Origin of the sequence: Mesorhizobium sp. WSM4935 (genome assembly GCF_029625735.1) — a bacterium.
GTDB lineage: Bacteria > Pseudomonadota > Alphaproteobacteria > Rhizobiales > Rhizobiaceae > Mesorhizobium.
The window spans coordinates 15156-36615 of the sequence record NZ_JARTVR010000028.1 but is presented as its reverse complement, the minus strand read 5'-3'; the positions used below and the strand labels follow the sequence as shown (position 1 = coordinate 36615).

The following is a 21460-nucleotide window of genomic DNA, read 5'->3' as shown; positions in this document are numbered from 1 at the left end:
AATCCTGCAATTCCAAAGCCGCTATCCGCCTCAATCAACAGGCCAGATCAATGGCTTGCGGATAGTTCACGGCCGACTCACTATTTCTATGCTGAACAGTCTCGCCTGAGTATATGTTTTAGCTAGTCGCTAATTAGACGGAATTCTGCCAGTCTGCATTCCCCCCTGATCTGATGTAGAGCAGCTTCCAAGTGGGAATTAGCCCCCCATCGACCGGATCGGGCGACACGAACATGCGCTGAAGGCTTGGCGGAACGGCTACTGGGACCATGATGCTACTCGAATGCAAGATAGTGTCAGAACGTCCCGGGAAGGCTGCAGGCAGGGGATGTCAGGTCAATCAGCCTATAGATATGATACCGCCCATTCGCTGAGACTTCACGATGGGCATAGGAGGTGGGAATTCTTGCCTTGAGATGGACGCGGCTGTCGGAGCAGGCGAGCACGGCAGCAGCGATGGCCTGAACCTTCGGGCCGCTGACAAAAACGTTCACCACCGCACGCGAGCCGAACCCGTCGAGATACGTCTCGAAAGCATCGAGGTGGGCCATCAGCCCGAAAGCCTGGATGTCGCGAACTTCGCCATCTTCGAGCCGGTGGGTTTCACGTACCTTGGCCACCTGTTGATCGAGCAAAGCATCGATATGCGCATTCTTGTCGCTTCTTGGGACGAGGAGCGAGATCCGTTCCGGACTGACGATATCGATCAATCCGTAGAATACGTCGGCATCTCCTCCGATCCCCACGAGCAGGACTTTCTCTTCGCCCATTCCTCCGCTGCCTTGAAGATGAGGGACGGTGACGTATCGGTCCAAGCCGCTGGAAAAATCCTCTTTGCCGATCGCGTTCCCGTAGATACCTTCGGCGTACCCGAATTCGAGAGACTGAATCGACATTTTCTTGAATGCCACCGCAATCAGCCATTGGATGTAGATTCGCGGCATCGTCGAGCACTCGACGAAAACCTTCCGCAGGCTTCCTTCGTATGAGCCACATGAAGCGGCCATCTGAGTGAGCAGGTGATCGAGGAGATTGATGTTCTTCTGATACTCGATGGAAGGCTCGAGGGTGATCACAGTCACTTCGACGCCCCATCGGGTACCCATAGCGATGAGCTTTCGCCGGTTTTCTTCGACGGCTGGGACGTTCGCTTCCTTCAGAGCAAAGTCCAGAACCACGATCTTGCCGACCTTCAGGTCAAGATGGTTTTCGAACGCGGCGAAACGCGTTTCCCATCCAAGCGCGACGATCGCGATATCTGCCTCCATCGTTTCGCAGGTACCTGCATCTCTCGCCTTCTCGGTGACGGCCAGATGGCCGAAGACTCGATACTCGACAGTTGAAGCGGTCATTCGAGATCGCTCTCGAAAAGCGAGTGCTGGAATTCGGTCTTGAGTGCGGGCCGCGCGACGAGCTCCTTAAACACCGAGTCGGCCCAGTCTTCTGGGAGCCGATGCCTGGTAAAAAGCAGGTCGACCATCCGCGCCGCAGGGATTGTGTTGATTTCGTACGGGCCGCGATAGGAGAACCCGAAGTAAGGTGCAAATCGCCGATGCAATCTGATCATCATCTCCTTCGATGCGGGGTCGGCGCGGTCCACCTCAAAGTTGCCGGCGGCGGAGACCTCCCGGATAAACCCATCCCTTTCCGCCCGACGCAGGACCTCGTCCAGTTTTCCGCTGGGTTGCTCCAGTCGGTTCACCAGCGAGCGCATTTCCTTTAGATCAACCCTGAAAATGCCTCTCTCTGTCGTTCCTAGAGCATTTTCTTCGGCAAACTCTGTCTGGAGGCGAGCGGTCAGGTAACCCAACGCCCGCACCATGCGCACGCTCTCTTCTTCGTACGGATGTGAAAGCGCCTGAAGTCCATCAAGCTTCCGTTGAGAGGCGGCGTTCACAGCCTGTCTCTGCTGTTCGAGATGAATCTGTAAATCCGAGTTGATGAATTCCACCAGTTTTCGTGGATCACTGGAACTCGGAACACTGCGGCGGAAGATCTCTCCCATTATATCAAGGAAATCGCGTATACAGACGTCGCTCAATGATGTGATGATCTGGTGCCCTACGTACGGGTAGTCATGCAGACGCAGCATCTGGCACGCTTTCAGAAAAGCCCATCCCTGTTTCCGGGCGATCGACCTCTTCAGATTTGAAGCATCCGCCTTGCTCATGGGCCGGCGCTTAATTTCCGGGTTCATGAGCGCGAGCGCCAGCCCTTCGGCATAAGGGCGCGCTTTTCGATCAAGAAGGAATTGCTGCTGATCCGCCGTCCTCAAATTCACGGAGAGGAATTCACGTGCTGCATCAGCAAGTGCCACAAGCTCTTCTCTGCCCTCGGAATGACCCGATATGATAACCCGCTCGATGATGTCATTGACGGAAAGCCGCCCCAGCCGGTTTTTGAGCGAAAACGCGCTGAGCGCATCGTTGCGCTCGAGATCACTCCGCAGATGGTCAGGAAGCGCATAGTACAGCCGAAGCGACGACACGTTCTCGCACAGCGTGGCGAACTCCCTCGGATCGACTGAATCAAGATTCTCGACGTCCCGGTCAGCATTCGAGAGCGACTGGCCGGGTATGATCGTCCGGATCGTGTCGTAGAGGCCGCCGATGTAGGCGAGGACCCATTTCACGTTGCCGCGCGTCTTTCTCACCAAGGTGTTCAGGAACTGCTGTTGGAGCGGTGTCAGTGCTTCACAGTCGTCAATCAGTATCTTGAAGAAGGGCGCCCTGTCACCGGCGAAAGATGGGCCATTTAAAAGTGGAGTGATCGCGGTCGCGACCTTGTTAATGATCGCGCCAGGGTCTGTTGCTCTGAAGCCGGTCGCTCCGGCATCGGCGGCAAAGAAGAACGCGTTGAAGCATTCGTCGACGTACCGGGTTATCCCACCCCGCAGCTCATCGATGCTGAAGAAGTCGAGACGGGCAGGTTGGGGTATGAAGTGCAGCACTTCGCGATGCAGTGCCAGGGCGACGTCCCTATCTTCGGAGGCCCGGTATTTCAAGTGGCCGTCGCGTCTGAGCTGGCCGATGCTCTCGAGCAGGCGTTCGACTATCTTCAGCTCCAGATAGTGAGAGAAGATTACGAATTGCCGCGGGATCACGGCGGCCGTGTCGAAGCGTATCCGCTCCGGAATGAGGTTCAGAACGGCGTTGTCGATTAGGGGCGAGAATGTCTCATTGAGCTGGAAGAAGACGCCATACCAAGCGAGCTTGCCGACTTGGTCCGAGAGACTTTTGTCTTCAAGAATATGGACTGTGGAAAGCGAGCGAAGAATGCTGGTCTTGCCGCTGCCTCTCGTCCCTGCGACGAAGACCGGCTTGGCGGCGGCAGAAATCAACGCCGACTTCTGACTGAACCACAGTATCGGGCGGCTTTCGTACTCGATCCTGTTGGGGCCGAACGGATTCTCCATCGCTATTCGTCCCTTACCTTAATGCGCCAAGCCGAGTTTGCCTTGGTGAGGCCGTCTATCTCGATGAAGCGCGCCGCTTGGAGCATCAGAAGAGAGTCTTCCAGATCTAGCCCGAGCTCGGCGGAGGCAGCAATCTCAGTGATCTCGTCCCAGAAGAGTAACCCATTCCCGCGCCTGGTGGCATGGTCGCGCAGTCGGCGCAGCAGGTCAAACGTGTCGTTGTTCAGAAAGGCCTTGCCGTTGGACATGGTCGAAATAAAGCAATGTTCGCCTTCCATGACCGTCCCGTCGGCGACATTGGTGCGGTAGGGTATAAGTCGGATGCCGACGAGCTCTCCCTGATCGGTCGTGAAGAAGACGAGCTCATTGAAACCTGACTGTATCTCTGGTGCTGAGATGCAGATCAATTTGCCGTCCGGAAACCTTGGATCGTTGACGATCTCGACCGGATCAGCATGTATGTGTCCATGCAGGTAGACGATAGGCTTGTTGCCCTGCAGCAGCTGAGTTCTGACAAATCCGCTGTTGAGCATCTCCGCGTATGGCGTAATGCGCGGAGTCTTTTGTGGCAGCAGATTGTGATGGCCGATTATGATGCCGTAACGCATGTCGGGCTGCTGGAGCAATTCCTGTAGGCCTGCAAGCATCTCACGCGAGATGTATGGCGTGTCCATCTGACCGTAATACTCGTCGTCGGACGCCTCCTTGTCTGGATCGCTGGGAGGTGTCGCGGGCGAATGTCCCGAGATGTCCGGCGAGCCGAGATCTAGAGGCTCTGTAGAAGGACTGAGTGCCTCGAGACGATCACGAAGGAACGCGGGAAGGTTTTGAAGCTCCCAACTGCCTATCGCTGTGTTGACGAGGATGAAGTTTGCGCCTGCGGATCCTGTCGGAAGTCTGAAGTGCACGGGTTGGTCCACGGGAACGGTCTGCCAACCCAAGCGGGCGGCTAAACTCGCCATTTCGCTGAATTTCTCAGTCGGTCCAAGTTCGCGCGCGTCATCACGGTTCACATCGTGATTTCCCGGTACGAATATCAACGGAAGCGCCTTTGAACTGCGTCCCTGTGCGCGGCAGAGCAACGTGAAATGCTGGAATGCCGAAGCAATGAAGGTCTTGTCGCCACGGCTCGTGAAATCCCCCATGAAGGCGATCGAATCCAAGGGCTTCGAAGTCGTCAGCCGCCGAAGTTTCGTCAAGACGGCACGCAGCGAAGACGCGCGTAGCTTCTGCGTTATTTTCGGAGCGAACTTGCTATCCTTGGCATCGATGTTGCTAGAGGAAGGATGCCAGTCCGGATAGTGAATATCGCCTACTTGAAGGATTCGCACCCGCCGCATAACTCGCCCCCCTGCCGAGAGCCATAGACTAATCCGTTCGCTTTTGCCAAGCGCGAACGATCATCCGCAGTGTCCTTAACGAGGTAGCCTGCACTTTTCGAGAATTGCCACGGCGGCTATTTTTCGGCTGTGAAGCACACGAGACCCGTGACGTGAGACCCAGTTGCTCAATGCCCAGTTGCTCAATGAGCTTTCTTACGAATAAGGGAGAATTTCCGCGGCCGGACTATCTCTGAGCGAGCGTGCATGACTGCCAACGGAAGGTCTTGCACGCACCCTTGCGATCTTGAGCAATGGTCGCCATGACTTTCTTCTTGCAGGCTTTTGAGTGGCCCAGCCTGCGATCACCAGACCCCACCGATTCTAAAGAGCGTGGCAGATGGGATAGTCGAGGTTGCCCGTGCACAGTCACGCTCAGGGCTTGCGCCGCCCAGAGGACACGCTGAAAAGGCAGATTGGGGCGCAAGCACGCCATTCACGAGAGGTTCGACATGAAGACCATGCAAGAAAAAGACATTCCGGCATTCGTACAAGCAGTTGTGGACGCCGGCTGCAAAATTTGCGCGATTGGCAACTTGGGATACGTCTTTGGCGATGCTGATTTCACGCCAGCGCAACGGAGGGCCGTCGAGCCACAGCTGCGTAGGATTGCTGAAATCTACGGCGAACGCGATCATCTCATGAACGAGATAGCTGTATATCTGCGGTCGATCGGACGCCATGTCGAGGTTGAGCCGAAGACAGGTATTTCCTGATGGCCGTGATCGCGAGAAGCCGTCTTCCAACCTCTGAATCCTAAAGGAGGTGACCCCCAAGGCCGTTCGTCACCTTCGACCAGAATAACCACATCCGTGACCGCCTGAGCTACTTGGTCGATACGCGCACATGGCCAATACAGTTTCTCCATCCTTCACGAAGCGAATGAGGCTTTGGCCATTCAGCCCCGGTCTACGGGGCGTGACTTGTCCCCGATGCATGCGCGAGCTCTCCGCCCGGCTGGCCGCCGGTCGTCGCCACCGGCCGAAGGCGCCCGAATGCGCTTGACAAGATAGCGTCAGCCCGTTCAACCTAAGGCATTCACCAGGGGAGTCCCGGCAAGGGGCTGAGATACTGCTGGCTTTCGCGGCGCAGTGACCCGTTGAACCTGATCCAGTTCATACTGGCGTAGGGACGGTGCAAGCGCTTTGCGGGAGTTTACGCCCGAGGTCCTGTTGCAGCAGGTCTACAGAAGCGTCTTTTCATCCTTCCGGCACAGAACTGGGTCTCCAATGCATGAGCAAAGGAGCCTCACGATGAATGCCCTCACCCCCGCCGTATCGACGGGACCACTGCCCGCCTCGCGGAAAATCCACAAGCCCGGCGTCCTCTACCCGCAGATCAGGGTGCCGATGCGCGAGATTTCCGTCCATCCGACGGCCGGCGAACCGCCCGTCACCGTCTACGATCCGTCCGGCCCCTACACCGATCCATCAGTCGAAACCAGCATCGAAAAAGGCCTTGCCCGGCTTCGCCACGAATGGGTCACGGCGCGTGGCGATGTCGAAGCCTATGACGGCCGCCACGTCCGGCCGGAAGACAATGGATTCGCCACCGGCGAGCGCCTGACACCGGAATTTCCGATACGCAATCGGCCGCTCAAGGCCAAGCAGGGCAAGGCGGTGACCCAACTTGCCTATGCGCGCGCCGGCATCATCACGCCAGAAATGGAGTTCGTAGCCATCCGCGAGAATCTCGGCCGCGAGGTGATGCGCGGCAAGCTGCAACGCGACGGCGAAGCCTTCGGCGCGGCGATCCCAGATTTCGTCACACCCGAATTCGTGCGCGACGAGGTGGCGCGCGGGCGCGCAATCATTCCCGCCAACATCAATCATCCCGAGAGCGAGCCGATGATCATCGGTCGCAATTTTCTGGTCAAGATCAACGCCAACATCGGTAACTCGGCTGTCACATCGTCGATGGCCGAAGAGGTCGAAAAAATGGTCTGGGCTATCCGCTGGGGCGCGGACACGGTGATGGACCTGTCGACCGGCCGCAACATCCACAACATCCGCGACTGGATCGTGCGCAATGCGCCGGTGCCGATCGGTACGGTGCCGCTCTATCAGGCGCTGGAAAAGGTCAACGGCATCGCCGAGGATCTGAACTGGGAGGTCTACCGCGACACGCTGATCGAGCAGGCCGAGCAAGGCGTCGACTATTTCACCATCCACGCCGGCGTGCGGCTGCACTACATCCCGCTGACCGTCGACCGGGTCACGGGCATCGTCTCGCGCGGCGGCTCGATCATGGCCAAATGGTGCCTGCACCATCACCGGGAGAGCTTCCTCTACGAGCATTTCGAGGAGATCTGCGACATCGCCAGAGCCTATGACGTCTCCTTCTCGCTCGGCGACGGCCTTCGTCCCGGTTCAATCGCCGATGCGAACGACGCGGCGCAATTCGCCGAACTGGAAACACTTGGAGAACTCACCAAGATTGCCTGGGCAAAGGACTGCCAGGTGATGATCGAAGGCCCGGGCCATGTCCCCATGCACAAGATCAAGCAGAACATGGACAAGCAGCTCGCAGTGTGCGGTGAGGCGCCGTTCTACACGTTGGGGCCGCTGACGACCGACATCGCGCCGGGCTATGACCACATCACCTCAGGGATAGGTGCCGCCATGATAGGCTGGTTCGGCACCGCAATGCTTTGCTACGTCACGCCGAAAGAGCATCTCGGCCTTCCCGACCGCAACGACGTCAAGATTGGCGTGATCACCTACAAGATAGCCGCCCATGCAGCCGATCTGGCGAAGGGCCATCCGGCAGCGAAAACCAGGGATGATGCCCTTTCGCGCGCGCGCTTCGAGTTCCGCTGGGAGGACCAGTTCAACCTGTCGCTCGACCCCGAAACCGCACGGTCCTTCCACGACCAGACCTTGCCCAAGGAGGCGCACAAGCTGGCACATTTTTGTTCGATGTGCGGGCCGAAATTCTGCTCCATGCGCATTTCCCACGACATCCGTGCCGAGGCCCAGAAGGAAGGCATGGCGGCAATGGCGGCAAAATACCGGGAGGGCGGCGATCTCTACATGCAGGCGGACGAGACTGGCGTACCGGTCGTGCCAGAGGCTCCCAAACCATCATGAGGGTGCTCGTCAAAGGGGCCGGCGTTGCCGGCCTCACCGTCGCTTTCGAACTCGCCGCCCGCGGCGCGACGGTCACCGTCGCCGAGATGCGGCATGGCCTTGGTGGCAACGCGTCGTGGTTCGCCGGCGGCATGCTGGCGCCATGGTGCGAGCGCGAAAGCGCGGAGCAGCCGGTGCTGGATCTCGGACGCGATGCTGCCGACTGGTGGGATGCGGTGCTGTCGGGTCAGGTGACACGGGCCGGGACATTGGTCGTGGCCGCGCCGCGTGATGCCGGTGAGCTTGACCGGTTCGCCAGTCGCACGTCAGGGCATCGGCGCGTCGATGAAAACGAAATTGCGCTCCTGGAACCCGACCTCGCCGGCCGCTTCCGGCGTGGATTGCTCTTCCCCGACGAGGCTCACCTCGACCCACGCCCGGCGATGGCGGCACTTCATGACAAGCTTGCGACCATGGGTGTCAAATTCCACTTCGGCTGCGACGCCCGGCCTGTTTCGGGATTCGCCCGTCAGATAGACTGCATGGGAATGGCAGCGGCCGATGACAGGCTGCGCGGTGTTCGCGGCGAAATGCTGATCCTTCGCACGCCTGATGTCTCGCTGTCGCGGCCGGTCCGTTTGCTTCATCCACGCTTTCCGCTTTATGCCGTGCCGCGCACCGATCACCGTTTCATGATCGGAGCGACGATGATTGAAAGCCAGAGCGCCGGACCGGTGACGGCGCGTTCCATGATGGAGCTGCTGGGCGCCGCCCATGCCCTCCATCCGGCCTTTGGTGAGGCCGAGATCGTTGAAACCGGTGTGGGTGTCCGTCCGGCATTTCCCGACAATTTGCCACGCGTCGAAACAGACGGTGAGATCATCGCGATCAACGGTCTTTATCGTCACGGTTTTCTCCTCGCCCCCGCCATGGCGCGCCAGGCTGCCGACCTGGTTTTCAGTCAAGACAGAACCAAGGAGCATGCTCATGAAACTGATGGTCAACGGCGAGGCGCGTGAGATTGCCGCCACCACGCTGGCCGAGTTGCTTGCCGCGCTCGACTATGAGGGCGATTGGCTCGCCACCGCCGTCAACAGCGACCTCGTGCACAAAGCCAACCGCGCGGAGTTCCAGTTGAGCGACGGCGACCGGATCGAAATCCTCTCGCCCATGCAGGGCGGCTAGCATGTTGGAGCTTTATGGAACCGAGCTTTCGTCGCGCCTGCTTCTCGGCACGGCTCAGTATCCTTCGCCGGCCATCCTTGCCGATGCAGTCAAGGCATCGGGCACGTCGGTGGTGACCGTCTCGTTGCGGCGTGAGATGGCGGGCGGTAGGGCCGGCGAACAATTCTGGTCGTTGATCCGCTCGCTGGGCGCCAGAACCCTGCCCAATACCGCCGGCTGCCTCTCCGTCAAGGAAGCCGTCACCACCGCGAAAATGGCGCGCGAGGTCTTCGGCACCAACTGGATCAAGCTCGAAGTGATCGGCAATCACGACACGCTACAGCCGGATGTGTTCGGTCTGGTTGAAGCCGCCCGCATCCTGTGCGAGGACGGCTTTGCGGTATTCCCCTATACCACCGACGATCTCGTTGTCGCCGAGCGGCTGCTGGAAGCGGGCTGCAAGGTCCTGATGCCGTGGTGCGCACCGATCGGTTCCGCCTTGGGACCGGTCAACATGACGGCGCTGCGCTCGATGCGCGGATATTTCCCTGGCGTCCCGCTGATTGTGGATGCGGGGCTCGGACGGCCGTCGCACGCGGCCACCGTCATGGAACTCGGCTTTGACGCCGTGCTCCTGAACACAGCGGTCGCCAAGGCGGCAGATCCGGTCGGCATGGCGCGTGCTTTCGGTAAGGCGGTCGACGCCGGTCGTGAGGCGTTCAGTTCGGGAATGCTCGAACCGCGCGACGTCGCCGTGCCATCGACACCGATGGTCGGCAGGGCCGTTTTTTCATGAAGCTCGATCCCTTCTACCTGATCGTCGACAGCGCCGCCTGGATCGAAAGGTTGGCGCCGCTCGGCGTCAAGCTGATTCAGCTTCGCATCAAAACCATGGATGAAACCGGGCTGCGCGCGGAGATCCGCAAGTCGAAGGCCTGGTGTGTCCAACACAAAAGCCAGCTCATCATCAATGATTATTGGCGCCTGGCAATCGAGGAAGGCTGCGATTTCGTGCATCTGGGCCAGGAGGATTTGCAAACGGCCGACCTCTCGAGGATACGGGCAGCGGGCGTCAGGCTCGGATTGAGCACGCATGATCATGTCGAGCTGGAAACGGCCATGTTTGCCGAGCCCGACTATGTCGCGCTCGGTCCGATCTATCCCACCACTTTGAAGAAAATGAAGTGGGCACCGCAAGGGCTAGAGCGGATCAGCGAGTGGAAGCGGCGGGTGGCGCCGATCCCATTGGTCGCCATCGGCGGCCTCAACCCCGACCGCCTCGACGGCGTCTTTGAGGCCGGCGCCAACAGCGCCGCAGTGGTCACGGACATCACGTTGAGCTTCGACCCCGAAGCGCGCACGCGAGAATGGATCGAAAAGACGGACCGATGGCGATGAGACGAGAACCGCATGTGCTTGTCGTTGGCGGATCAGATTCCAGCGGGGGTGCTGGAATAGCACGCGACATCGAGACGATCTCTGCCGTTGGCGTGCGCACCTGTCTCGCCGTCACAGCGCTAACGGTGCAAACGCACGACGCCGTGATCGAAATCCATCATTCGCCACCCAGCATGGTGGCCAATCAGATGTGTGCCGCGCTACAGGCCAACGACGTAGCCACAATCAAGATCGGCATGCTGGCGACTGCCAAGATCATTGTTGCCGTTGCCGCAGTGCTGCGCAAATTTCCGCAAGTGCCGGCAGTACTCGACCCTGTGCTGGCCTCCACCTCAGGCCGCGCACTTCTGGAAGCAGGCGCTATCGCTGCCATGAAGCGCGATTTGATGCCGCTTTGCTGCATTGTCACGCCCAACCTTCCTGAACTGGCGCTCCTTACTGGTTCCGAACCGGCTTCGGATGAGGACGGTGCGCTCCAACAAGGACAAAGACTGCAGGCCGTCGGCCCTCAGGCCCTGCTGATCAAGGGTGGGCACGCGTCGGGTCCCCGATCGGCCGATATTCTGTTACGCTCCGATCATGAACCCATCCACTTCGACACGCCGCGCCTTGCTATATCGATGCGCGGAACAGGTTGCATGCTGGCCAGCGCGATTGCGGCGCATCTGGCGAAGGCGAAGTCGCTCGAAGATAGCGTGCGCGAAGGCAAGCTGTTTGTGTTCGAGAAGCTTCAGAAATGCCGGCTGAATAATCACAACGTTCTGCGTCCAGCCAAGCAGACCCATTTTCCAGAATTTTTCCAGTAGCGAGACTGGAGGGCTACTGCTTCTCTATGCCATCCTTACAACGCGTTGAGTTCCACTGTGCCGTCCAGAATTATCTGTCGTTGTCCAGAATTAAGCCGGGCTTAGAACTGAAACGAACCCGCCGAAAGGTACGAGCGGCCCTCACTCGATAAGGGTTACCAAACCTATTCCTGTGGGCTACCAATCCGCGTGGTGGGTGGCCTTAGGTTACCAATCAGTGTGGCGTCCGGAATTATCTGCCTCTCTCCGGAATTAAGCCGAGATTAGAAGATCGGTGCGGTATTGCGCCCGGTCAAACCGTGTCGATTTGCGGCGTAGCCGACGTGTCTCACGCTTGGCGGCGTCGCACGCTGGTCCCGATTGTCGCCCGAATATCTGCCTACCGGCGACAGTGAATGCGCCAAGCTAGACCTTCGTCGATAGGGCGGCTCCGGTTTACCAATCCTGTCGTCCTAGGTTGACCAATCCGTTGTCGACCGTGAGCGGGTTTACCAATAAGGGCGGCTATATTCTGCGCAAACCCAATCACCTGATGCCAATCCAGAATTAATCGTCATTAAGGGCATTGGTAAACTCAGTCTGAAACCCCACCCTTAGCCAGAAAACTCTCCTGTTTTCAATCGCATAGCCCGCCCGCCAGCAACCGATAATTCGGGACCGGTAAACCCGTGAAAGGCCCAATAATTCCGGACGTCACACCAGTCTGCCCTTTTATGCGACTTTTCGAGCACAGACCGGGAACATCTGACCGTTTCCATTCATCGCCCAAGGCCGGTTTAGCGCTGGAAAAGCCAAAGTGCGGGAGTAAGAATGGCCGCAACGGGGCCGGAAGCCGTCGGTCAGCTTTCGGGGAGTGATCCCGGTAAGTTCGCAACTCATTCGCTTCTTTTCTGCAGTCCCCGCCATTACGAGTTGGCGGTGTCGGTCGCCGAGGGGATCAACGCCATTACTGCGGCTAGTTCGGCCCTCCGGACGAGGAATGGCATGCGCGTCGTCCCATAGTGCTTGGCAAGATGGAAGCGGTGCATGCCTCCTACGATGTGAACTTGGCCTTGGTACTCGCCGAGCAAAGGCGGTGTGACACCGCGGCCATGCAGCCATCGGTAGGCGATCCCACAGCTCTTGCTCTTGTAACGTTGATGCCAAGGACCCTTGTCCCTGCTGGCGGCGTAGGTAAGCCTGCCGCCAACGTCAGTGACATCAGCGTCGATAAGAATGAAATCCGTCGAAGCGTGGTCGCTGGGATCATCGCCGTCGAACGCGAGATAGAAGTTTGCAGGATCGCAGTCCCATATCGCAGTCAGTGCAACCGGAATGTTCTTTCTTCCTTTGCACCAGATGTCGACCTTGCGTTTCTCCTGAGCGCGGGCGACCTCGAAGGCTTCGTCTAGTTTTCCTTCCGCGACATCCATGGCTGTGATGACGTTCAAGCCAAGGGCCGTCAGACGGTTGATCTCGTCCACGTTCGCCATGCCTTCTCCTCTGGCAGCAGATTATTATCCACCGTTGGAAGATGCGGCGGCAATCCAAGCCTGAGGCACGAGGGCCTGTCCACGCCATTCCTCAATCAACTTGACTCCGGGAAGCTTGCCCCAGACGTCCTCATCTGCATGATCCAGCACGATGATCTGGAGGCGACCTTTCGCGGCCATGACCTCAGCGCCTAGGAGCGCAAAGACCTTCCTGACGGCGACCACGTCCTGATCCCTCCACGCGATGAGGTCGGGGCCCTCGTCGCCCGCCGCCCGCTTAGGAAAATAGACTTGGCTAGGTTGGTCGAAGATCAGCTGACCAGGGACTGGGTGATGAGGTTCGGCCAGGAAGTAGTGCTGCAGCGCAAGCATTAGTGCGACGTGATACGCGAGCCAATTGGCGCCGCTGCCAATCTCCCACAGGTAGTCCTCACGCGTTCCCCTAGTCACCTTGACGGTCAGGTCTTCAATCAACAGCCTAATCGGGGCCTCGGGCCACTCCGCGTCAAGCTGCGGAATCAGCCGATTGGCATGATGGGAGACTTGGTGCAACGCGTTGAATAGCTTGCGCTGGATGTCGGCCTCGGAGATCGTCTTTTGCAGCGTTGCAATATCGGCCTGCAGCGAGGTGAGTTCCTGCCGCAAATCCGACGACTGGTCGGCGCGGTCGTAGACGTGCAACGCCTGCTCCAATCGACCGAGGAAGCGCTCAAGCCTATCGAAGCGATTGGCCTCGTCTCGGGCGACGTCAGAGTCCCGTTCCAGCACCGCTATCTCGCTACGGACATCGTTCAACTCAGATAGGACCGCTTCAGCGGCGCCGCGCTGGCGCAGGATTTCCTTGTCAAGCGTGTTAGACATCGCAGGGTGGGTCCGCAGTCGGATCTCCAGACCGCCGAGGTTGTCGCAAAGGGCCAAGACCTTCTCGCGGCCGCCGTCCCCGAGTGCGACCAACGGATCGGCGAACTCGTCGGCCAAGTCCCTCAGCCACGTGGAAAGGTCCAAGCGGTCACGTTGGATGCGCATGGCGTCGCCGTACGCCTCGCTGCTCTCCACCAGACGGCGCAGTTCGTTCAGGCGCTGACGATGCTCGGTAAGTCGCGCGGCGATTTCAGTTTCCGACGCACGAAGGGTTTCCAGACGCGTCAGCACCACATCGATGCCGGCCAGGCTTGGTCGAGCAAGACTTGAGTTGCTGTTCGACACGCGCCGAAGCAGGTCAACAACGTCACTCCAGTCCTTCGGCACTTCAGTGGAGGAATCGACTAGGCCAAGTTCGACTGCCTGACGCAGCCACGCCTCCGCCTCCGCCCGCCAAGCGCCAGTTGCCGACACGATCGCGCGTAGCTCAGCCTCCTTCCGGCGGAGGTTGCGCTGGAGCCGATCGATCTCAAACCGCGCCTGGAGAATCTTTGCCGTGACCGCGCCCAGAACGTACGGGAAGATGGTCTTTAGCTTCTCCCGGTGTTCCGTCGTATCGGCCTTGAAAAACATCACGTCGGGATTGGCGATCACGTTCTGAGGTTGGAACGTGAAGGCCATGAGGTCGCGGAAGCTTGGCCTTTGCTTGAATCCATTCTCTGTACCTGGTTCGAAGTCGAGGTCAGTCAGTCCTGCCAGGCGGTTCATCGCGCGCTTGACCGTGTCGACATTGGTGGTCTTGTCGGTGATCGTCTCCGGAATTTCGACCTGTGCGCCCTCCAGCAGCACCATGTCGCCTGTGCTCTGTTGGTCCCCCGGTTCGCGTCGCGCCAAGAGCTTTTCGCCCTCCAGCGTCTCGATCAGAATGCCGAACCAGCTGCAGTTCTCGCGGATTACGCCCACCGGAATCGCGCATTTCTCCGAGCCCAGACAGTAATCAACAATAGGGATAACGGCGGACTTCCCGGTCTTCGACGCGCCGCTGATGACGTTGACGACACCGGGCTCGAACTTGACGACCCGCGGCGCTGCACCATTGCGGGGCCAAAGGATCAGTTTTCGAAGCTGGAAATACATCTAGAACTCCACCCGTAACAGGTTGGCCACCTGCGCGGTCCCCAGGTTCGAAAACCAGAAACCCAATTTCTCCGAGGCAGGTCCGAGGTGCTTGACGCGCTCTGGAAGGACGAGCCTCCTCGGTTTCGGTTCTGGTACGTTTGCTCTTAAAGTAGCATCCTTGTAATCCACGGACAGCAGCCGCCCGCTCACACCGACAGCGGCCGATTGCAATGTCAGAGTACGCAGCAGCAGCGCTCGCTCGTGGACGGCGAGGAGTTGTTCCCGTTCCTTCCCGAGCTTGGCCGCGAAGAGCGCCAGTCCAGAGGGTCGGTTTGTCGAAGTCACGATTTCGAGCGTTGCGCGATGCAGGACGATTGGCAGCACGAGAAACGCCAAGGCGAACGGCGCTGGACGTTCGTCCTCAGCCTGGAAACCTTGGCCAAATTGCCACAATGCGAAAGCCCCAAGTCCTGGATTCTGGACAAGGGCGAGGTCGCTGAGCGGTAGGTGCGATCGGCCAGCCTCAATCAAGTCGCTGGCTCCAAAAGAGTCTGGTAGTCGGGATGCCAGCCGAGGCGCAGGCCGTGGGCAAGGGCGTTGAATGATCCGTGGACGAAATGACCGGGGACGACTCGACCATCGAGTGGAGGCTGCAACTGCGCGCAGCGCCTGTAAACTATTCTACCACGAACCGTTGCGGGGTGTCCGGCCTGTATGTCGTGCACCTCTGCACTGACGTGCTCATAGCGACCGACAAGATCATCGTCCCAGTCACTTAGGTTCTTCTCAAAGATTAGCCCGCTTTCGCCCCAGATCGAGATGTCGGCGAGCGTCCTAAGGTAATCGCTAACAGCCCGGACGCACGCTTCGTCTCCCACCTCGATCAGCTCGAGTTGGCGGACGAAGGCGGGACGGTCGGCGATCAATTGTTCGATGGCCTCGACAGGCGGTTGCTTGGTGAAAGACGACAGCAGCCCTGGAAGGTTGTTCTTCTGAACAAATGCTCTTTGCTCGGCCTGAAACGCGTCCACGTCCAAGATGGCGGGCTTGCCAGCTCTAATCAGCCTGTCCGCCGCCTCCTTCGCAGCGCCGATCGCGCGTTCGCACACTAGGTCGATGATGAGCGGAGAGACCGTCGGCTTGAAGATCGCGCGTATCGGATCGACGGGATCTGCATCGACGCTGATAACGGCGAGATTCTTGACCAAGGCGGCGCAATGAGCCGCATCAGCGTTCAGGAAAGCTTGGACGTCGGCGTCGCATGCCGGTGCAGCTTTCAGCTTGCTGTGGGCTTTGGCGAGGTTAGCGACCAGCGCCTCCACGTCGGCATCTGTTTTCGCGTCGTTCAGCGCGATCGCGAAGGCACCCGCCTTCACCGGTGTGACATATAGCCGGAAATGGCTGGTCGCCGGGTCGATCTCTCCCGCCGCCATGAAGCTGAGCCAGTTGGCCAGAGACTTCCACAGGTCCGCAGCCCAGTCGGATATCGGATTTTGCTTCAGTGCGCTCTTGCTTTGCTCAAGAACGACTTCGCCGCCGACCAGGTGAACCGCCACATCGTCTAAATGTTCAAGAGAGACCAAGGCGCCGCTAGGCGCGTTGAGCAGGTGAAAGCAAAGGCGTACAGGTTGAAGCGCATAGCCGAGGTATTGGCCAGCGGCGCTGTGTTTTCCCGTTTGCGTCTTCGCGTTCATTGCCCATCCCGTTCTCCCGAGTCGCACCGGAAGAAGCCAGTAACGATATTGGTATAGTTCGCCGTTGTTTACAATTGGCGCCCCGGCGATAGGACGGCTAGGCGCGATACAATTGCTGTTTAGGGCCAGCTCTCGAAGTCCAGATTCGGCAGGACAATGAATTTGCAGGACGTCCATTATGGGCACATCGGGGCCGTCTATGGCTCGGGCGATATGTCCGCTTTTGGACGAACGCGAAGTTTGCCGGAACGTCTGACTTTGGGCGCATACTTGCCGTCAAATTCGGCGTCCTTCACTGGTTCGTTCACGTATTCCGGAGAAAATTACTGTGCGAGTTGATGGATCCTCGTTCCCGGTACGACAGCCTCAGCTATTTCACATAGATGCTTATGGTGCGTCAGGTAGATGACCTGACCTGTGTTTGCCATCGCTCCGAACAGCCTGAAAACCTCCTCCGAGCGAATATGGTCGAACGTCTCCATGATGTCGTCGGCGACGAATGGGACCGAGGGCCGAAATTGCGCGAACTCGTAATAACCGGCGAGTCTTAGGGCAAGGTACAGCTGAAATCGTGCACCCTTTGAAAGCGCTTCGGTGACCTTGGATTGCCCGTCACCCTGCACAGCAATGAGAACCTCACCACCTCTTACAGGCTGGGTTGTCAGCCCCGAATACTGGCCACGCGTCATTAGCTTGAACGCGTCTGATGCGCGCGCCATCATGCCGGAGCGATGGCTCTCACGGTAGATCCGCAAAGCATTGCCAGCCGACATGATGCCAAGCTTCAGCTCTATGTAGCGAACGGCCTTCTCCTCGATTTCCAGCAGGGTTGTGCGCCGTTCAGCATCCAGGCGTGCAACCGCACTATCACCGCCGATGGCGTCCAGCTTGTCGGCCGCGCGCGTCTGCCGGATCAGCTGTTGCTGGATGGTTTCATCGAACAGGCGAAGCCGCTGCTCACCCTCAGCCTTCTCGACCGCGAGGCCGTCGAAATCGATCGCGTCCAGGATCGAGCGGGCCTGCTCGAATCCGTCGACCGCGAGCTCCGCCACTATCCGTTCCTCAAGTTCGGCGACGGTGGTGCGCAAGCCATCGCGCTCACGCAACAGCTCATCGCGTTCGACTACCTCGGGCAGAGTGGCGACACCAAAGACGCCCAGCACCTCGTTCTTGCGGCGTTCGTGTGCCAAAATCTCAGTGTCGAGGATGTCGCGCGCCTCCTTGAGGCGCTTCAGGTCGTTGCCGAGGCTTGCCTTCGTTTCACGTGTCCGCTCGGCACGCTCTAGGCGCTCGGCAAGGCGGATGGCCAACTGCTCCGGGTCGGTATCCTTCGTCGGCTCGTCGGCTTCAACCGCAACGGCGATGACCTCGACCAGAAAATTGGCCCTGTCGGCCTCCATCTTGTCGATACGCAGCTGCAGGTCGTCCCGTTCCTGCAGGCTTCTTGAAAGTTCGGCCAATTGATCGAGCACAGTGCCGACGCCGGATGCGGAGAGCCCGCTTTCGAGCCAAGTTCCCTTGAGTGCTTCGGTAATGCCGGCCAGCCATTCCTCCTCGCGACGCTCCGCCACACCTACTGCAACCCGTCGTGCCGCTAGATCCTCTTCTTTGGAGCTCACCATTCTGAGCGCCTCGGCATACTCGGCGTCCACCTTGCGCTGCCGATCCAGAAACGGCTCCGCGATGGCCATGATTGCTTCGAGGGTGTCGTTGGACTCTGATACAATGCCGACGCTTCCCAGCACTGCTCTCATTTCCAAGCGTATCTGCTCGCCGGCGTCAGCGGCTCGCTCGGCCTTCAAGCGAGCAAGTTCGATCTGCTCCCAGGCAGCGAGCGCATCGCTGCGCGCCTCGATCTGATCCTCGATCCTTTCGATCAGGCGCTCAGACGAAGGTTCCACGGCGTCTCCGAGCAGGTCCCTGGCGGCCGCGCGGATTTCCAACAATTGGGTATCCACATCCTTGCCGAGCTGTGTGCGTTGGATGCCGTTGCGTGACAGGTTGGCCGCGGCCTCGGCCAGCTCGCGCGTAGTTGCCCGGATCTCAGCCAGATCCGCCGCGCCGGCCAGCCGGCCTGCGCTGGCAATGTCATCGCGCGCCAATGCCACGGCGAAGTCGTCAGCGGTGTCACCGGTCAGCGCTGCGCGGTGCGTTGCCCACGCATCATCGCGAACTCGGCGGATGGCGGTAGCCGCTTCATCGTCGACAATGTCGCCCGAGGCACGAAGGGCATCCAATCGTGCGGCGAGCATGGCATGGTTGCCCTCGTATTCAGCAAGGCGTTCGGCAAGTACGGCGGTGTTCCTTGCCAGTTCTGACGCTACCGTCTTCCAGGCGGCAATCTGCCCGGCGCTCGGAACCGCGACGTTGGCGAGAGCGAGGGCATCTCCGTTCCATGGACGCAAGCGCGCGAGCGCCGCCTTCCATCGGATTGTTCCCGCATCTTCCGCCTCGCGAGCCGTCCTAATCTCTGCCTGGTGTCCGCTTGCTCGCGCTTTCGACAAAGCCGAGCCCAGCCTTGCCCTGGCAGGTTCGGGCACCGCCCTTTCCTCGCCGACCCGCTGCCTTGCCACCTGCAGCGCATCGAGTGCCGCCGCGGCTTCGTCGCGAGCGGCACGCATCCCGGTAGCAATCCCGGACCTCTGCTCGACCATGGCGCGAACGACGCCAACGGTGACGGCAGGCAGAAGCAGCGCGCCAGGATCCGCCTCGGAAGATCGGCCCAAGGCGGCAAGGCAGCTCGCCACGCTGTTGTTGAGGATTTGCAGCTCCATCCTGCGAGTGGGCAAGTCAAAGCCAGCCGCGGTATGGCGCACCTTGCTCTCCGCCAGCCCGCGAATGCGTTCGGAAATCGACAGGATCGGTTCGTCCTCGTCGACCGCAGTGACTTTTTCCGCCAGGCGCTCGGTCTCGTCGATGTTTGCGGACAGCCGCGTTCTGAGGCTGGCATCGTCATCGATCAGTTCGGTGACACTTCCCGTCGATGTCCGGGCTGGGGAGGCGATGTCCGGCAGCTGATCCAGCCGGGCAATCTTGCGCCGGATATCCGCCAGCATCGGCGCAGCACGCACGTAACGAGCAAAGGTATCCAGCCTGGCCACCAGCACCGCCCGATCGCTGATGGTTCGGCCGTACTGCTGCGCTGCATCGAGACGTTCGGCCTCCAGGCCCTCGTAGGTTGATGCAAGGGTGTCGATCGCATCCCTGCGCGACTTTACGTCAACAAGGCGCTTCTTCAACAGCGCCAGTTCGGTTCCATGCGCCTGCTTCCGATACAGAGCGTCTGCTTCGGCCTCGAGGGCGTTCAACGTATCACTTGCGTTCCCAAGACCGGCGCTGGCCGTGAACAGAAGCTTGCCGAGGTCGCCCCGCGACTCCAGGATAGATTTTCCGCCGGCTTCCAACGTCTCGTCATCGAGTGAGAACATCGTCGTGTAGGCGTCGCGCGACAGACCGGCGAGATGCGCCGTGATCGCCACCTCGCTTACCGGTTGGCCCGTCGCATTCAATAGCGAATTACTGCGCTGTTTCGTACGCGTGAACGTGTGTTCGGAGCCGGCCAGTTCCAGCACCCCGCCGATGCGCATGGCACTGTACTCGTGCAGGAAGTTGTAGCGGCTCCGTTCCTCGATGCCGAACAGCAAGTCTAGATAGGCCGAAAGCGCAGTCGATTTGCCGGCCTCATTCAGGCCAAACACGATATGCAGATCAGGTCCGGATTCCGGTTTGGGTCCGAAGTCGATCGAACGATCGGTGAACTTTCCATAACGAATGAGGTCAAGGCGCCGCAACCTCATGACGATCCACCGGCCTTAAGGCGGGCAGTCACCAAGTCCGCGCCCTTGGAAAGCACCTGATCGAGGAACTGTTCCAGCCCGGCTTCGTCCGTCCCAGCAAAATCCCGCCCGTCGGCCGGAAGGTCGGCGACCATCTTTTGGACGAACGCCCTCGCCTCAGCGCGGAAGGCCTCCGAGGTGGCATCGGCACGCATTGATTGCTCGAGTTCGAAAATCGGATCAGCAATATCCTCGGCGGTCTCCGTCCGAGGCGGCGCGAGGTCAAGCTCGAGCTTCTCCACCCACGTATGGCCTAGCTGTTCCGCAGCCTGTTCGGCTTCGGCAAGAAGGAGGTCCCTGTCGCGGATCAGCGCCCACATCAGTGGTGACGTTCCTGTCAGGCCAATGCGAGCCACAGCATGACGCGATCGGACGGTTGCCCGCATCTCTTCGAGTGCGAAGCGAACACGCGCGACGGCCTCGGGCCACTCCACCGCTCCGGTAAGGTCGACGCTCACCCGTTCGAACTGCGCAACGCTGGTCAGCCGTTCCTCGATCTCCACCGAACGGTCGTGGCGCACCGTCACCAGGGTGACTGATTTCTCACCGGCCTCGTTGATATCCCTCCCCTGCGGTATTCCCGGCATCACCACGGCACTGGCGCCAGGATGGACTTGGCGAGCATGGATGTGGCCGAGGGCCCAATAGTCGAAACCGTGGGCGTGCAAGTCAGCGATGCTGCAGGGCGCGTAAACGTCGTGACCTGGCGATCCAGCCAGACTGGTATGCATGATGCCTATGTTGACGGCCCCTTCACGAGCCGCCGGATATTTGGTTAACAGGCTGTCCGGCGCCTTAGGGTTCGCAAAGCTCAAACCATGGAATACGACGTCCAGACCGCCGGCTGTCTGCAATACCGACTGAGCACGACCACCAAAGATGGTAACGGTGTCGGGAAATACCAGCTGTTTGGAAATCCGCGACAGGGCGTCATGATTACCGCGGATCTTGAAAACCATGATGCCGGCCTGGTGCAGGCGTGTCATCTGCGCGCCCAAGAACCGCGCTGTCTTCATTGAAGTCTGGTCGCCATCGTATAGGTCGCCAGCAATGACCAACGCGGCCACACGTTCCTCAAGGCAGAGATCCACTATCGAAACGAATGCCTGGCGGCTGGCGTCGCCCACCAGCCCGGCAAGATCGGGATTTCGCATCGCCAGCGAACGAAGCGGCGAGTCGAGATGAATATCGGCCGTGTGTACGAATCGAAATGCCATTCGGCCTCCGCCAGCAAAAGAGGTGTTCCGA

At 59.5% G+C, this 21460-nt stretch carries 16 protein-coding genes and 1 riboswitch; of the genes, 7 read left to right on the top strand and 9 right to left on the bottom strand.

Annotated elements, in window-relative coordinates; translation table 11 throughout:
* Positions 1–296: 296 nt before the first annotated feature.
* The 3 genes from P9273_RS31415 to P9273_RS31405 are packed head-to-tail and all read right to left on the bottom strand — an operon-like array spanning position 297 to position 4755.
* Positions 297–1352, bottom strand: a complete 1056-nt coding sequence (locus P9273_RS31415; RefSeq protein ID WP_063169411.1) for a hypothetical protein — start codon at positions 1350–1352, stop codon at positions 297–299.
* The gene (locus tag P9273_RS31410) at positions 1349–3415 is read right to left on the bottom strand and encodes an ORC-CDC6 family AAA ATPase (RefSeq protein WP_063169412.1); all 2067 of its coding nucleotides are present in this window, start codon (positions 3413–3415) and stop codon (positions 1349–1351) included. Before P9273_RS31410 ends, P9273_RS31415 begins: the two co-directional genes overlap by 4 nt.
* A gap of 2 nt (positions 3416–3417) precedes the next feature.
* Entirely contained in the window at positions 3418–4755 is a 1338-nt protein-coding gene (locus P9273_RS31405; RefSeq protein WP_063169413.1) for a metallophosphoesterase family protein, read from the bottom strand.
* Positions 4756–5246: 491 nt separating this feature from the next.
* On the opposite strand from P9273_RS31405, the gene P9273_RS31400 reads away from it, so the two are divergent.
* The 7 genes from P9273_RS31400 to P9273_RS31370 all read left to right on the top strand — a co-directional run bounded on the left by P9273_RS31400 (position 5247) and on the right by P9273_RS31370 (position 11230).
* Complete coding sequence (locus P9273_RS31400) at positions 5247–5510, top strand: hypothetical protein (RefSeq protein ID WP_082826710.1); 264 nt, start codon at positions 5247–5249, stop codon at positions 5508–5510.
* 317 nt (positions 5511–5827) lie between these two features.
* A riboswitch (TPP riboswitch) is annotated at positions 5828–5944 on the top strand.
* 103 nt (positions 5945–6047) lie between these two features.
* Positions 6048–7883, top strand: coding sequence for a phosphomethylpyrimidine synthase ThiC (gene thiC, locus P9273_RS31395; RefSeq protein WP_063169414.1), 1836 nt, complete (start codon positions 6048–6050; stop codon positions 7881–7883).
* Positions 7880–8881, top strand: a complete 1002-nt coding sequence (thiO, locus tag P9273_RS31390) for a glycine oxidase ThiO (protein WP_063169415.1) — start codon at positions 7880–7882, stop codon at positions 8879–8881. Before thiC ends, thiO begins: the two co-directional genes overlap by 4 nt.
* Positions 8850–9047 carry a sulfur carrier protein ThiS gene (gene thiS, locus P9273_RS31385; RefSeq protein ID WP_024504260.1) on the top strand — a complete coding sequence of 66 codons (198 nt, stop codon included), beginning with the start codon at positions 8850–8852 and terminating at the stop codon, positions 9045–9047. The genes thiO and thiS overlap by 32 nt, the downstream gene beginning before the upstream one ends.
* Before the next feature lies 1 nt (position 9048).
* Positions 9049–9822: a thiazole synthase gene (locus P9273_RS31380; RefSeq protein WP_024504259.1), complete on the top strand. Its 774-nt coding sequence runs from the start codon at positions 9049–9051 to the stop codon at positions 9820–9822.
* Positions 9819–10424 carry a thiamine phosphate synthase gene (locus P9273_RS31375; RefSeq protein ID WP_063169416.1) on the top strand — a complete coding sequence of 202 codons (606 nt, stop codon included), beginning with the start codon at positions 9819–9821 and terminating at the stop codon, positions 10422–10424. Before P9273_RS31380 ends, P9273_RS31375 begins: the two co-directional genes overlap by 4 nt.
* Complete coding sequence (locus P9273_RS31370; protein ID WP_063169417.1) at positions 10415–11230, top strand: hydroxymethylpyrimidine/phosphomethylpyrimidine kinase; 816 nt, start codon at positions 10415–10417, stop codon at positions 11228–11230. The genes P9273_RS31375 and P9273_RS31370 overlap by 10 nt, the downstream gene beginning before the upstream one ends.
* Before the next feature lie 905 nt (positions 11231–12135).
* On the opposite strand, the gene P9273_RS31365 is transcribed toward P9273_RS31370, so the two are convergent.
* The 6 genes from P9273_RS31365 to P9273_RS31340 all read right to left on the bottom strand — a co-directional run bounded on the left by P9273_RS31365 (position 12136) and on the right by P9273_RS31340 (position 21429).
* Entirely contained in the window at positions 12136–12702 is a 567-nt protein-coding gene (locus tag P9273_RS31365; protein ID WP_063169418.1) for a hypothetical protein, read from the bottom strand.
* A 24-nt stretch (positions 12703–12726) separates the two neighbouring features.
* Positions 12727–14700: a DUF3732 domain-containing protein gene (locus P9273_RS31360; RefSeq protein ID WP_063169419.1), complete on the bottom strand. Its 1974-nt coding sequence runs from the start codon at positions 14698–14700 to the stop codon at positions 12727–12729.
* The gene (locus tag P9273_RS31355) at positions 14701–15213 is read right to left on the bottom strand and encodes a three component ABC system middle component (RefSeq protein ID WP_063169420.1); all 513 of its coding nucleotides are present in this window, start codon (positions 15211–15213) and stop codon (positions 14701–14703) included.
* Positions 15210–16376: an ABC-three component system protein gene (locus P9273_RS31350; protein ID WP_063169421.1), complete on the bottom strand. Its 1167-nt coding sequence runs from the start codon at positions 16374–16376 to the stop codon at positions 15210–15212. Before P9273_RS31350 ends, P9273_RS31355 begins: the two co-directional genes overlap by 4 nt.
* Positions 16377–16699: 323 nt before the next feature.
* Positions 16700–20173: an ATP-binding protein gene (locus P9273_RS31345; RefSeq protein WP_063169422.1), complete on the bottom strand. Its 3474-nt coding sequence runs from the start codon at positions 20171–20173 to the stop codon at positions 16700–16702.
* Positions 20170–21429, bottom strand: a complete 1260-nt coding sequence (locus P9273_RS31340; RefSeq protein WP_063169423.1) for a metallophosphoesterase family protein — start codon at positions 21427–21429, stop codon at positions 20170–20172. Before P9273_RS31340 ends, P9273_RS31345 begins: the two co-directional genes overlap by 4 nt.
* Between the last annotated feature and the right edge of the window lie 31 nt (positions 21430–21460).

Coding starts and splice junctions, on each gene's coding strand:
- P9273_RS31415 (WP_063169411.1), bottom strand. CDS start 1,352: ATGACCGCTTCAACTGTCGAGTATCGAGTCTTCGGCCATCTGGCCGTC.
- P9273_RS31410 (WP_063169412.1), bottom strand. CDS start 3,415: ATGGAGAATCCGTTCGGCCCCAACAGGATCGAGTACGAAAGCCGCCCG.
- P9273_RS31405 (WP_063169413.1), bottom strand. CDS start 4,755: ATGCGGCGGGTGCGAATCCTTCAAGTAGGCGATATTCACTATCCGGAC.
- P9273_RS31400 (WP_082826710.1), top strand. CDS start 5,247: ATGAAGACCATGCAAGAAAAAGACATTCCGGCATTCGTACAAGCAGTT.
- thiC (WP_063169414.1), top strand. CDS start 6,048: ATGAATGCCCTCACCCCCGCCGTATCGACGGGACCACTGCCCGCCTCG.
- thiO (WP_063169415.1), top strand. CDS start 7,880: ATGAGGGTGCTCGTCAAAGGGGCCGGCGTTGCCGGCCTCACCGTCGCT.
- thiS (WP_024504260.1), top strand. CDS start 8,850: ATGAAACTGATGGTCAACGGCGAGGCGCGTGAGATTGCCGCCACCACG.
- P9273_RS31380 (WP_024504259.1), top strand. CDS start 9,049: ATGTTGGAGCTTTATGGAACCGAGCTTTCGTCGCGCCTGCTTCTCGGC.
- P9273_RS31375 (WP_063169416.1), top strand. CDS start 9,819: ATGAAGCTCGATCCCTTCTACCTGATCGTCGACAGCGCCGCCTGGATC.
- P9273_RS31370 (WP_063169417.1), top strand. CDS start 10,415: ATGGCGATGAGACGAGAACCGCATGTGCTTGTCGTTGGCGGATCAGAT.
- P9273_RS31365 (WP_063169418.1), bottom strand. CDS start 12,702: ATGGCGAACGTGGACGAGATCAACCGTCTGACGGCCCTTGGCTTGAAC.
- P9273_RS31360 (WP_063169419.1), bottom strand. CDS start 14,700: ATGTATTTCCAGCTTCGAAAACTGATCCTTTGGCCCCGCAATGGTGCA.
- P9273_RS31350 (WP_063169421.1), bottom strand. CDS start 16,376: ATGAACGCGAAGACGCAAACGGGAAAACACAGCGCCGCTGGCCAATAC.
- P9273_RS31345 (WP_063169422.1), bottom strand. CDS start 20,173: ATGAGGTTGCGGCGCCTTGACCTCATTCGTTATGGAAAGTTCACCGAT.
- P9273_RS31340 (WP_063169423.1), bottom strand. CDS start 21,429: ATGGCATTTCGATTCGTACACACGGCCGATATTCATCTCGACTCGCCG.